Source organism: Streptomyces sp. NPDC001373 (assembly GCF_042895815.1).
Classification (GTDB): Bacteria; Actinomycetota; Actinomycetes; order Streptomycetales; family Streptomycetaceae; genus Streptomyces.
In genome coordinates this window covers 722193-733907 of sequence record NZ_JBIAWQ010000001.1, presented here as the reverse complement: position 1 = coordinate 733907, position 11715 = coordinate 722193, and the positions used below count along the sequence as shown (strand labels likewise).

General features: G+C 72.1%; 11 protein-coding genes. 6 read left to right on the top strand and 5 right to left on the bottom strand.

The features are described 5' to 3' along the window. The first annotated feature begins 82 nt into the window (after positions 1-82). The 5 genes from ACFY15_RS03525 (at position 83) to ACFY15_RS03505 (ending at position 5769) form a co-directional block, all read left to right on the top strand. Positions 83-844: an isoprenyl transferase gene (locus ACFY15_RS03525; protein ID WP_390685130.1), complete on the top strand. Its 762-nt coding sequence runs from the start codon at positions 83-85 to the stop codon at positions 842-844. Positions 845-1170: 326 nt separating this feature from the next. Beyond that, entirely contained in the window at positions 1171-2487 is a 1317-nt protein-coding gene (locus ACFY15_RS03520) for a PhoH family protein (RefSeq protein ID WP_366454560.1), read from the top strand. A gap of 437 nt (positions 2488-2924) precedes the next feature. Then, complete coding sequence (locus tag ACFY15_RS03515; RefSeq protein ID WP_390685131.1) at positions 2925-3647, top strand: transglycosylase SLT domain-containing protein; 723 nt, start codon at positions 2925-2927, stop codon at positions 3645-3647. 119 nt (positions 3648-3766) lie between these two features. Further along, positions 3767-5089, top strand: a complete 1323-nt coding sequence (locus ACFY15_RS03510) for an AI-2E family transporter (RefSeq protein WP_390824934.1) — start codon at positions 3767-3769, stop codon at positions 5087-5089. Continuing rightward, the gene (locus tag ACFY15_RS03505) at positions 5086-5769 is read left to right on the top strand and encodes a hypothetical protein (protein WP_390824933.1); all 684 of its coding nucleotides are present in this window, start codon (positions 5086-5088) and stop codon (positions 5767-5769) included. The genes ACFY15_RS03510 and ACFY15_RS03505 overlap by 4 nt, the downstream gene beginning before the upstream one ends. An 84-nt stretch (positions 5770-5853) precedes the next feature. Here the strand turns inward: ACFY15_RS03505 and ACFY15_RS03500 are convergent, their stop codons facing one another. Both ACFY15_RS03500 and ACFY15_RS03495 read right to left on the bottom strand, forming a co-directional pair. Further along, entirely contained in the window at positions 5854-6393 is a 540-nt protein-coding gene (locus ACFY15_RS03500) for an alkyl hydroperoxide reductase (RefSeq protein ID WP_390824932.1), read from the bottom strand. A gap of 3 nt (positions 6394-6396) precedes the next feature. Next, entirely contained in the window at positions 6397-6951 is a 555-nt protein-coding gene (locus ACFY15_RS03495) for a peroxiredoxin (protein ID WP_390685135.1), read from the bottom strand. 111 nt (positions 6952-7062) lie between these two features. On the opposite strand from ACFY15_RS03495, the gene ACFY15_RS03490 reads away from it, so the two are divergent. Then, positions 7063-8034, top strand: a complete 972-nt coding sequence (locus ACFY15_RS03490; protein WP_390824931.1) for a hydrogen peroxide-inducible genes activator — start codon at positions 7063-7065, stop codon at positions 8032-8034. 52 nt (positions 8035-8086) lie between these two features. On the opposite strand, the gene ACFY15_RS03485 is transcribed toward ACFY15_RS03490, so the two are convergent. Genes ACFY15_RS03485 through ACFY15_RS03475 form a run of 3 tightly spaced genes read right to left on the bottom strand, consistent with a single transcriptional unit; the run spans position 8087 to position 11645 of the window. Beyond that, complete coding sequence (locus ACFY15_RS03485) at positions 8087-10441, bottom strand: ABC transporter permease (protein ID WP_390824930.1); 2355 nt, start codon at positions 10439-10441, stop codon at positions 8087-8089. Next, positions 10438-11124, bottom strand: coding sequence for an ABC transporter ATP-binding protein (locus ACFY15_RS03480; RefSeq protein ID WP_390685137.1), 687 nt, complete (start codon positions 11122-11124; stop codon positions 10438-10440). The genes ACFY15_RS03485 and ACFY15_RS03480 overlap by 4 nt, the downstream gene beginning before the upstream one ends. After that, positions 11121-11645, bottom strand: coding sequence for a PadR family transcriptional regulator (locus ACFY15_RS03475; RefSeq protein ID WP_390685138.1), 525 nt, complete (start codon positions 11643-11645; stop codon positions 11121-11123). The genes ACFY15_RS03480 and ACFY15_RS03475 overlap by 4 nt, the downstream gene beginning before the upstream one ends. Positions 11646-11715: the final 70 nt, after the last annotated feature.

Genomic DNA, 11715 nt, shown 5'->3' with positions numbered 1-11715 from the left:
ATCCCGCCGCGCAGTAATGTGGCGGGGACTCGGGGGAGACCGCAATTCGTACGGGGGCATTGCACGGAGGGGCTGGAAGATCGTGAAGCTGCGCGACCTGGTGTACAAGCTCTACGCACGCCGGGTGGAAGGTCGCCTCGACCATGACGCGTCGCCCAAGCACATCGGCGTCATCCTGGACGGGAACAGGCGCTGGGCCAAGGCGTCCGGAGGTACGACGGAGCAGGGCCACCAGGCCGGCGCCGACAAGATCTCCGAGCTGCTGGGCTGGTGCACCGAGACGGACGTCGAGGTCGTCACGCTGTGGATGCTCTCCACGGACAACCTGGACCGGCCCGAGGCCGAGCTCCGCCCGCTGCTCAACATCATCGAGAACACCGTCCGGGGCCTGGCCGCGGACGGCCGCTGGCGCGTCCACCACGTCGGCAACCTGGACATCCTGCCGTCCCGGACGCAGACCGTGCTGAAGGAGGCCGAGCAGGCCACGCACGACATCGGCGGGATACTGGTCAACGTCGCCGTGGGCTACGGCGGCCGCCAGGAGATCGCCGACGCGGTCCGCTCGCTGCTGCTGGAGCACGCCGAGAAGGGCACCTCCTTCGAGGAGCTCGCCGAGGTCCTGGACATCGACCACATCGCCGAGCACCTCTACACGCGCGGCCAGCCCGACCCGGACCTGGTGATCCGCACCAGCGGCGAGCAGCGGCTGTCCGGGTTCATGCTCTGGCAGAGCGCGCACTCGGAGTACTACTTCTGCGAGGTGTTCTGGCCGGCCTTCCGCAAGGTCGACTTCCTGCGCGCCCTCCGCGACTACGCGGCCCGCCACCGCCGCTACGGCACCTGACCCCGGCGGCCGAAACCCCTCGGAACCCCTCCGGCCCCTCCTCCCCCCCTCGTCAGGCCTTCACCTGGGGTTCACCGAGCGTCCGTCATATGCCATGGCATGGGCGCCCCCGTTCAAGGGCATAAGCCTTGCAGGTCGACGCCCGATCCACGGGTGTCGAGTCTCAGCGGACGGCACAGGGCCGTCCGCCCGGGAGGCCCTTTGCACCAGGACGAGCGTGCGGTTCGCACGGACGGAATGGAGGGCCGGAAAGCGGCCCTGGCACAGGCGCCGTTGACCGGTCCGGTCTTCATGGCCCGACCTCTTCCGAGGGGGTACGTCCTTCCGTGGTGACCAGCACAAAGCGCCGCCTGTCCGACAGGCGGACCTACGTCCTCGACACCAGCGTCCTGCTGGCAGACCCCAACGCGATCTCCCGCTTCGACGAGCACGAGGTCGTGCTCCCGATCGTGGTGATCACCGAGCTGGAGGCGAAGAGGCACCATCCCGAGCTCGGCTACTTCGCCCGTCAGGCCCTGCGCCTGCTCGACGACTTCCGGGTTCGCCACGGCCGCCTCGACGCCCCCATCCCGCTGGGCGATCTGGGCGGAACCCTGCGCGTCGAGCTCAACCACTCCGACCCCGGCGTCCTGCCGGCGGGATTCAGGCAGGGGGACAACGACTCGCGCATCCTGGCGGTCGCCCGCAACCTCCAGGCCGAGGGCTACGACGTCACGGTCGTCTCCAAGGACCTCCCGCTGCGCATCAAGGCCTCGTCCGTGGGTCTGCTCGCCGAGGAGTACCGGGCGGAGCTGGCCATCACCGATGCCGGCTGGACCGGCATGAGCGAGCTGGCCCTCTCCGGGGAGCAGGTGGACCTCCTCTACTCCGAGGAGCGCCTCTACGTCCCGGAGGCGGCCGAACTGCCGGTGCACACCGGCCTGATCCTCCAGTCCGAGCGCGGCAAGGCCCTGGGCCGGGTCACCGCCGACGGCAACGTCAGGCTCGTACGGGGCGACCGCGACGCCTTCGGGCTGCACGGCCGCAGCGCCGAACAGCGCATCGCCCTGGACCTCCTGCTCGACCCGGAGATCGGCATCATCTCGATGGGCGGCCGGGCCGGCACGGGCAAGTCGGCGCTGGCGCTGTGCGCGGGCCTGGAGGCGGTCCTGGAGCGCCGGCAGCACCAGAAGGTGATGGTCTTCCGGCCGCTGTACGCGGTGGGCGGCCAGGACCTCGGCTACCTGCCCGGGGACGCCTCCGAGAAGATGAGTCCCTGGGCGCAGGCGGTGTTCGACACCCTCTCCTCGGTGGCCGGGCGCGAGGTCATCGAGGAGGTGCTGAACCGCGGGATGCTGGAGGTCCTGCCGCTCACGCACATCCGCGGCCGCTCGCTCCACGACGCGTTCGTCATCGTGGACGAGGCGCAGTCCCTGGAGCGCAACGTCCTGCTGACCGTTCTGTCCCGTATCGGGTCCAATTCGCGGGTCGTTCTGACCCATGACGTGGCCCAGCGGGACAATCTCCGGGTCGGCCGGTACGACGGAGTGGTCGCCGTCGTTGAGAAGCTGAAGGGGCATCCGCTCTTCGCCCACGTCACGCTCACCCGCTCCGAGCGCTCCCCGATCGCCGCGCTCGTCACGGAGATGCTCGAATCGCTCTGATCGCCCAGGGGGTGCGAGGAGGGCCCGTAAGGGTCAAATCCCCCAGAACGGGACGGTGAGTTGGCGCCGTCCGGCAAAGGCGCAGGAGCCTAGCCGGACGGCGCCCTTCCGCACAGGCCTTTCTCGAAATCAGCGGCGACATGCCTGGTGTGACGTTTCCCACGCAACGTGGAATTGCCTTGCGGCGTCGAGGTCCGGCAGAGTCTGTTTTCCGTCAGGCCCCGCATACGGCACCTCTGTATCTCCGGTTGGCGATACGCGCAGCACCACAACTCCACAGCCGTTGACCGTATGCCGCCCGGTTTCACGCGGCAGCCCCCGCAAGGGAGTTGTCCACGGGCCCGTGTCTCCAGTGACCAGAACACCACGGAGTCCAGTGTCGAAGGGGCACTCTTGCGCCCGCGCGGTCACTGCGGACGCTGCTGGAAGGACACCGTGTGAGCCGGATCTCGGTCCGGGGGTTCGCAGTGGCTTCGGCCACCGCGGTCACCACCGTCGGCGCAGTCGTCGGCGTCGCCACTGGCGATGCCGCCACCTCGAACGACCTCGAGACGACCGCGTCCGGAGCGACGCTCCTCCAGGACATTCCGGTCGGCGAGCAGGCCCAGGTCCAGAGCGGGTCCCTGACCCAGCAGGCCGACGCCATCGCCCACGCCGCCGACGCCGACGCCAAGCGCTCGGCGGAGGAGGCCGCCCGCATCCAGGCCGCCGAGGACGCCAAGTCCAAGAAGGCCGAGGCCGAGAAGGCGGAGCAGGAAAAGAAGGACGCGGACGCCAAGAAGCTCAAGGACGAGCGCGACGCCGCGGAGGGCATCGCCAGCCGCTCGGCCACGCGCGACGCCGGCGACTTCCCGGTCCAGGGCTCCTACACGATCGCCCAGGTCAAGGACATCGCCCGGCAGCTGGTCCCCTCGGGCCAGTTCCAGTGCTTCTCCAACATCATCAACGAGGAATCCACCTGGAACTACCAGGCCGTGAACTCCTCTTCGGGCGCCTACGGCCTGGTCCAGGCGCTGCCCGGTTCGAAGATGGCCTCGGCCGGCTCGGACTGGCGCACCAACCCGGCCACGCAGATCAAGTGGGGCCTGGGATACATGAACGAGCGCTACGGCAGCCCCTGCAGCGCCTGGAGCTTCCACCAGGCCAACGGCTGGTACTAGAGGCCGGGCGGAGACGCCCGCGCACAACCTCGGGGAACCCCACACCGTCCTACGGTGTGGGGTTCCGCGCGTGTACGGTCGTGCGAGGTCTGACCGCAGGGCGGGGGGAAAGGAACGACATGGCGAAGAGGACGGGCTGGCTCGGCCGGCTCGGCAGAGGGCTGAGCCGGATGGAGGCGCGCCTGGACGAGCGGCGGGCGGAGGTCGAGGCGGAGGCCTCGGCCGACGTGGAGCCGTCGGCGGACCCGGCCTCCGAGGCGCAGGCCCCCGCCGCGGCCGCGTTCGAGGAGCTCCCGCCGCCCGTGCGGCCCGACCCCGCGGCCGTCATCCCGTGGGGGGTGCGCGTCGCCGCCGAGGCCAGCTGGCGGCTGCTCCTGCTCGCCGGGATGGTCTGGGTGCTGATGAAGGTGATCAGCGAGGTCCGCCTGGTCGTCCTCGCCTTCGCCGCAGCCCTGCTCGTCACCGCCCTGCTCCAGCCGTTCGTGGTCCGGCTGCGCCGGATCGGGCTGCCGCGGGGCCTGGCCACCGCCGTCACCGCGATCCTCGGGTTCGTCGTCATCGGGCTGGTCGGCTGGTTCGTGGTCTGGCAGGTCATGGAGAACCTCGACGACCTCTCCAACCGGCTGCGCGAGGGCATCAACGAGCTCAAGAGCTGGGCACTGGACAGTCCGTTCCACGTGACCGAGAAGCAGATCAACGACATCGCGAAGAACCTCAGCGAGACCATCGGCACCAACACCGAGGAGATCACCTCCGCCGGCCTCCAGGGCGTGACGGTGCTCGTCGAGGTGCTCACGGGCATGCTGCTCGCGATGTTCTCGACGCTGTTCCTGCTCTACGACGGCCAGAAGATCTGGAACTGGGTGCTCGGCCTGGTCCCGTCCCCCGCCCGCCCCGGCGTCGCCGGAGCCGGTCCGCGCGCCTGGCGCACGCTGACCGCGTACGTGCGCGGCACGGTCCTCGTCGCGCTGATCGACGCCGTCTTCATCGGCCTCGGCCTGTACTTCCTCAAGGTGCCGATGGCGGTGCCGCTCGCCGTGTTCATCTTCCTGTTCGCCTTCATCCCGCTCGTCGGCGCGGTGGTCTCCGGCGCCCTCGCCGTGGTCGTGGCCCTGGTGACCCAGGGACCGTTCACCGCGCTGATGGTGCTGCTCGTGGTCCTGGCCGTCCAGCAGATCGAGGGGCACGTGCTCCAGCCCTTCATCCTGGGCCGGGCCGTACGGGTCCACCCGCTCGCCGTGGTGCTGTCGGTCGCGGCCGGCGGGATGATCGCCGGCATCGGGGGCGCGGTGGTGGCCGTGCCACTGGTCGCCGTCACCAACACCGTGGTCGTCTACCTGCGCGCGTACTCCCGTGAACGCCGTCTCACCCCCGGCGCGTCCGGCCCCGGACCGCACGGCTCCACCGTGGCGCTGTCGTCCCCGTGGGAGGGCGGGGAGTGATCGGCGAGCCCGAGCTCGAGGGGGAGTGGGCCTCGGACACGGTCGCGGACACCCCCGACACCGCCGAGCCGGGTGGGCGCGCCCGGTCCTTACGGGCGGCGCCCTGGCGCTGGGCCTTGGGCGGGGCGGTCGCGGCCTCCGTGGTGTTCTCCGGCGCCCTGGTCGTGCAGGAACGTTACGCCGCGGCCGGGCCCCCGATCCGCTACCGGCACAGCGAGCAGCTGTGCACGGAGACCCCGCTGAAAGCGGTCGGCGCCGCCCTCGGCAACCTGGGCGCGGGCATGCCCAGCCATGGGGAGGCGCCCGCGCTGGACTGGTCGTACTGCTTGGCCGCCGGGTCCAGAGTCGGGCAGGACTTCAGCCATCAGGCCTCGGTGCTGGTCGAGCTGCACAAGAAGGCGGACCCGGAGCCCGAGTTCGGCGCGGATCCGGTGCTGGACCCGTTCGGGAGCTCGCCGCCCACCGAGGCCGAGCGGGTGTCCGGGCTGGGCGAGCGGGCGCTGTTCTCGGGCGGGGTGCAGGCGCCCCGGCTCCAGGTGCTGGACGGCGGGGCGGTCTTCACCGTCACCGTCCGCTGGTGGGGCCGCCGGGACGGCGGCGGCAGCGACGTCGACGGGGACGCCGTCAGGGCCGCGATGGCCGAGGACGTGCGGGCCCTCATGGACCGGCTCCGGCGGTAGCCCCCGCGAACGCACCGCGCCCCCGCGGCCGGGAAGGCCGCGGGGGCGCGGAGGGGGGCGTACGGGGTCCACCCGTACGGGCGACTACTCGGCGGCCAGGGCCGCTTCGGCGTCGAGGGTGACGGCGACGGCCTGGATCACCGAAGCGATCTTGAAGGCCTCCTGGACCGTCTCGCGGTCCACGCCCGCCTTGCGCAGGACCTGCTCGTGCGAGTCCAGGCACTGGCCGCAGCCGTTGACGGCGGAGACCGCGAGCGACCAGAGCTCGAAGTCCACCTTCTCCACGCCCGGGTTGCCGATGACGTTCATCCGCAGGCCCGCGCGCAGCGCGCCGTACTCCGGGTCGGAGAGCAGGTGCCGGGTCCGGTAGAAGACGTTGTTCATCGCCATGACCGCAGCGGCGGACTTGGCGGCGGTGTACGCCTCCGGGGACAGTGCGGCCTTCGCCTCGGGCTCCAGCTCACGCAGGACGCGCGGGGAGCGGGCGGCGATCGCGCAGGACAGGACGGTGCCCCACAGCTGCTGCTGGGTGAGGGTGTCCTGGTTGCCGATGACCGAGCCGAGGTTCAGCTTCAGGTCCTTGGCGAAGTCCGGTATGGCGGACTTGAGGGTGTCGAGGGACATCCGTCACTCACCGGCCAGCAGGGCGCCGGCGTTCAGGGTGTCGTCGCCCTTGTTCCAGTTGCAGGGGCACAGCTCGTCGGTCTGCAGGGCGTCGAGGACCCGCAGGACCTCCTTGGGGTTACGGCCCACGGAACCGGCGGTCACCATCGAGAACTGGATCTCGTTGTTCGGGTCCACGATGAAGACGGCGCGCTGCGCGAAGCCGTCCTCGCTCTGGATGCCGCAGGCCTGCATCAGCTCGTGCTTGGAGTCGGCCAGCATCGGGAAGGGCAGGTCGCGCAGGTCGGCGTGGTCCTTGCGCCAGGCGTGGTGGACGTACTCCGAGTCGCCGGAGACGCCGAGGATCTGGGCGTCGCGGTCGAGGAACTCGTCGTTCAGCTTGCCGAACGCGGCGATCTCGGTGGGGCACACGAAGGTGAAGTCAGCGGGCCAGAAGAAGACGACGCGCCACTTGCCCTCGTAGGTCTTCTGGTCGATCTGCGCGAACTCCTTGCCGGCTTCGAGCGAGACGCAGGCGGTCAGGTCGTAGCTGGGGAACTTGTCACCGACAGTGAGCACGAACTCTCCTTGCGGAATGGAAAGAGACCCTTTTGGGGGCTTTCCGAGGGGGTTGGACTGATCTCACATGCTGGCACAGCTGCATTGATTAGGGAAATAGCTAGTCTTGTGATGGGTGATCGGAGGTACCTATCAGTGGCTGTGAGTAGTAGAGGACAGAAGCAGCCGACGCTGGCGCAGCTTCGCGCCTTCGCGGCGGTGGCGGAGCACCTGCACTTCCGGGACGCCGCCGCGGCGATCGGGATGAGCCAGCCCGCGCTCTCCGGCGCCGTCTCCGCGCTGGAGGAGGCCCTCGGGGTGCAGCTGCTGGAGCGCACCACCCGCAAGGTGCTGCTCTCCCCGGCGGGCGAGCGGATCGCGGTCCGGGCGCGGGGCGTGCTCGACGCGCTGGGCGGGCTGCTGGAGGAGGCCGAGGCGGTCCGGGCACCCTTCACCGGCGTGCTGCGTCTCGGGGTCATCCCGACCGTGGCCCCGTACCTGCTGCCGACCGTGCTCGGGCTCTTCCACCGGCGCTACCCGCGCATGGACCTCCAGGTCCACGAGGAGCAGACGGCCTCCCTGCTGGAAGGGCTGGCCGCCGGACGCCTGGACCTGCTGCTGCTCGCGGTGCCGCTGGGCGTACCCGGTGTGAGCGAACTGCCGCTCTTCGACGAGGACTTCGTGCTGCTGGCCCCCCGCGAGCACCCGCTGGCCGGCCGCAGGGACATCCCGCGCGAGGAACTGCGGGGTCTCCAGCTGCTGTTGCTGGACGAGGGGCACTGCCTGCGCGACCAGGCCCTGGACATCTGCCGGGAGGCCGGGCGCACCGCCGGCGCGGACGTCACCACCACAGCCGCCGGGCTCTCCACGCTGGTCCAGCTGGTCGCCGGCGGGCTCGGGGTGACCCTGCTGCCGCGCACCGCGCTGCGGCTGGAGACGGCCCGCAACGAGGCCCTGGCCACCGGGTACTTCGCCGAGCCGGCCCCCTCGCGGCGGATCGCGCTGGCCATGCGGACCGGGACCGCCCGGCAGGAGGAGTTCCGGGCCATCGCGGGCGCGCTGCGCGAGGCGGTGCGCCCACTCCCGGTGTGGCCCACCGACTGAGCGGCGGGACCCGGAGGGAGCGGGCGCGACTGCCCTCGCACGGGCGCGGGGGTCACTCCGTGCGCAGGCCGTCCGGGCGCGTCAGGCGCAGCAGGGGCGGCAGACTCAGCAGGGTGACCAGCGCGACCACGCCCGCCCCGGCCCCGGCCAGGGACAGCACGGAGACCCAGTCGACGTGCACCGGCCGGTCCGCGACCCACAGCAGGGCCGATCCGAGAGAGAGGCCCGCGCCGGTCGCCAGCGCCAGCCCGAGGGCGATCGGCAGGGCCGTCTGCCACAGCACGGACAGCCCCAGAGTGCCCCGCGGGGTGCCGAAGGCGACCAGCACGGCCAGCAGGCGCCGCCGCTCGCGCAGCTGCTCCAGCTGCGCGACCAGCAGGCTCGTGCCGATGAGCACCAGCAGGCCCGCGGCGCCGAAGAAGAGCCCGGTCCGGATCGTCGCGTACGAGGTGTCCTCGGCGCTCTCCCCCAGGGGGATCGCCGTCGCGAGGGGCTCCGCCCTGAACACCGTCGTGCGGATCCGGTCGAGGGTGTCGGGCCGGGGCCCGCCGGTCTGGAGATAGACCTGGGCGGACGGCCAGCTGCCCATGTCGCGGGGGGCGGCCGAGGGAGTGACGAGCACTCCCTCGCGGAGGTTGCCCGCCGGGTCCAGGATGGGCCGCACCGTGCGGGCGCCCGCGGGGACGGTCCACTCGACGGGCTTCTGCGCGGGCATTTCCCGGGCGCCGTACGAGGTGATGTTGCCCGCGTAGAGGCGCTCGCCGGGCGTGGGGGCCAGCGGTTCACCGGTGGGGGACAGGCCGCCGCCGGACAGGACGAACGCGTCGCCCTCGGCGCAGGCCCCGATGTCGGCGACCTCCCGCAGCGCGTCGCAGGTGCCGACGGTCCCGCGGACGGTCTCGCCGTCGGCTGGTGTGCTGCGCGCCGCCTGGAAGTCGGTCAGGGGGACGGCGCGGATGACGCCCGGCGTCGCGGCGAGCTTCCCGGCGAGGGCTTCGAGGCGGGATTCGGTGCCCAGGTGCATCACGACGGACACGGCCGCGCGGCCGGAGGCCTGGCCGGTGGGCCGCTCGTAGTCCTCCTCGACGCCCGTGAAGACCATCTGGAGGGCGATGACCCCGGCCACCGCCACCGCGATGCCGTTGACCATGCGCGCGGCGCCGCCGCTGTCGACCTGGAGCCGGCGGACGGCCAGCTGCCAGGAGACCGGTCCGCCCGAGAGCCGTCCGACGACCCGTTCCAGCAGCCACGGCAGCAGGACGGTGACGGCGACCAGCAGCAGCAGTACGCCGCCGCCGGCCTGCCACCGGTCGAAGCCGCGGTGCCCTTCGCTCCTCCTGCCCAGCGGGACGAGCAGGCCCAGCCCGGCCAGGGGCAGCAGCAGCCGCCACCAGACGCGGCGCCGACGCGGCGCCACCGTCCGTGCGACGCCCAGCGGCTCGATGACCACCCGCCGCAGGGCGGGGACGGTGACGGCCACGGCGGCCGCCGGGACCGCCAGCGCCACCAGCAGGAGCAGCCACGCGGAGGGGGCCAGGTCCTGCGGGAAGACGCTGCGCTGCCGGAACGAGAGGGATCCGACGAGGCCGCGGCCGGCCAGGAAGAAGCCCGCGCCGAGCACCAGCCCGACCAGCGCCCCGCACAGGGCCTCGCCGGCCGCGATCCGGCGGACCGTGCGGCCGTCGGCGCCCACCAGGCGCAGCGCGGCGAGCCGCTGGTCGCGCCGCTCCCCGCCGAAGCGGACGGCGGCGGCGATGAAGACGGCGACGGGTGCCAGCAGCGCCACGAAGGCCAGGACGACCAGCAGCATCAGCACCCGGTCGAGCTCCCGGGGCTCCGGATCCCCCGCGAAGGCGGTGATCCGCTGGACCCGGTGGTCGCCCGGTCCCCCTTTCTGGAGGGAGTCGCCGCCCAGGTAGAAGCGGAGTTCGGCCGGGCCGGTCAGGCCCCGGTCGGCGACGGTCGCCGTGATCCGGGCCCCGAGGCGCTCGCGCAGCTCCGCCCCCTCGGGGGAGGCGAGCAGCTTCTCCAGGGCGGGGGAGACCGCCATCTCACCGGGCTTCGGGAGGGACTTCAGCCCCGGCGGGACGGGCGCGTCGGGGCCCTCCGCGCGCAGCATCAGACCACTGATCTCCTGCCGGCGGTACGTCTGGTCGACGCGGGCGGCCAGCAGGGTGTCCCGGCCGGGCACGTCGGCCGTGGTGGCGCCCAGGAGGGAACGGGCGTCCTCGCGTTCATGGCGGGCGGTCAGCGCCCCCGGCACCGCGGTGCCGATCAGCAGCAGCGCGACGCCGAGGCCCACGCCCACGCCGGTGAGCAGGGTGCGGGTCCAGCCCCGCCGTCCGCCGCCGAAGGCGAAGCGGGCCCCGAGCGCGAGGTCCCGGGCCCAGGTCCGGAGGGCGCTCACAGGGCGTGCTCCATGTCCCGCGACCGTCCGTCGCGCACCACGATCTCCCGGTCGGAGTAGGCGGCCACCCGGGTCTCGTGGGTGACCAGGACGACGGCGGCGCTCGCGGCCCGGGCGGCCTCGGTGAGCAACTGCATCACCAGTTCGCCGTTGAGGGAGTCCAGGGCGCCGGTGGGCTCGTCCGCGAAGACCACCCGGGGCCGGGTGACCAGGGCGCGGGCCACGGCCACGCGCTGGCCCTGGCCGCCGCTGACCTCGCCGGGGCGCTGGGCGCCGATGTCCTCGACCTGGAGCCGCTCCATCCAGCCCAGGGCGGTCGCCTCGGCCTCCTTGCGCCGGACGCCGGCCAGGCGCAGCGGCAGGGCGACGTTCTCCACGCAGGTCAGTTCGGGGACGAGCTGCCCGAACTGGAAGACGAAGCCGAACTGGCTGCGGCGCAGGGCACTGCGCTCGGCATCGCCCAGGGCGGTGAGGTCGCGGCCGTCGTAGGTGACGGTGCCGGAGTCGGGCGCGACGATCCCGGCGAGGCAGTGCAGGAGCGTGGACTTGCCGGAGCCGGAGGGGCCCATGACGGCGACGACCTCGCCGGGGTGGATGGAGAAGTCGGCGCCGTCGAGGGCCTTGGCGGTGCCGTACGCCTTGCGCAGGCCGGCGCCTATGAGGAGGGATCCCGCCGGGGTCATCGTCGTACCTCCCGGGCGAGCTGGTCCAGGCGGGCGGAGGTGAGTTCGAGCCAGCGCAGGTCGGCCTCCAGGTGGAACAGGGCGTGGTCGCAGACCAGCTGGTCGGCGAGGTCGCCCTTGCGCTTGCGCTGCGTCAGGATGCGCATCAGGCGCAGGTGTTCGGCCCGCTGGGTGTCCAGCAGTCCGCTCGCGCTGCGGCCGGTGAGCAGGGCGAGGACCACCTTCGTGTAGAGGGTGGAATGGAGGTAGGGCTCGGGCTTCTCGGGTTCGGCGAGCCAGTGCTCGACGTCGGTGATCCCGGCGTCGGTGATGGCGTACCGCTTGCGGTCGGGACCGCCGCCGCTCTCGATCCCGTCGACCTCCACGAGGCCGTTCTTCAGGAGGCGGGACATGGTCGAGTAGACCTGCCCGTAGGCGAGGGGCCGGTCGTGGCCGAAGGTTTCGTCGAAGGCGCGCTTGAGGTCGTAGCCGTGGCGCGGGCCGGCCTCGAGGAGGCCGAGCAGGGTGTGGCCGATGGACATGGCGGCGACTATACACGGGGTGTATACGCATGGTGTATAGATCCGCTGTCGATTCGTTTCCGCAGGTGGG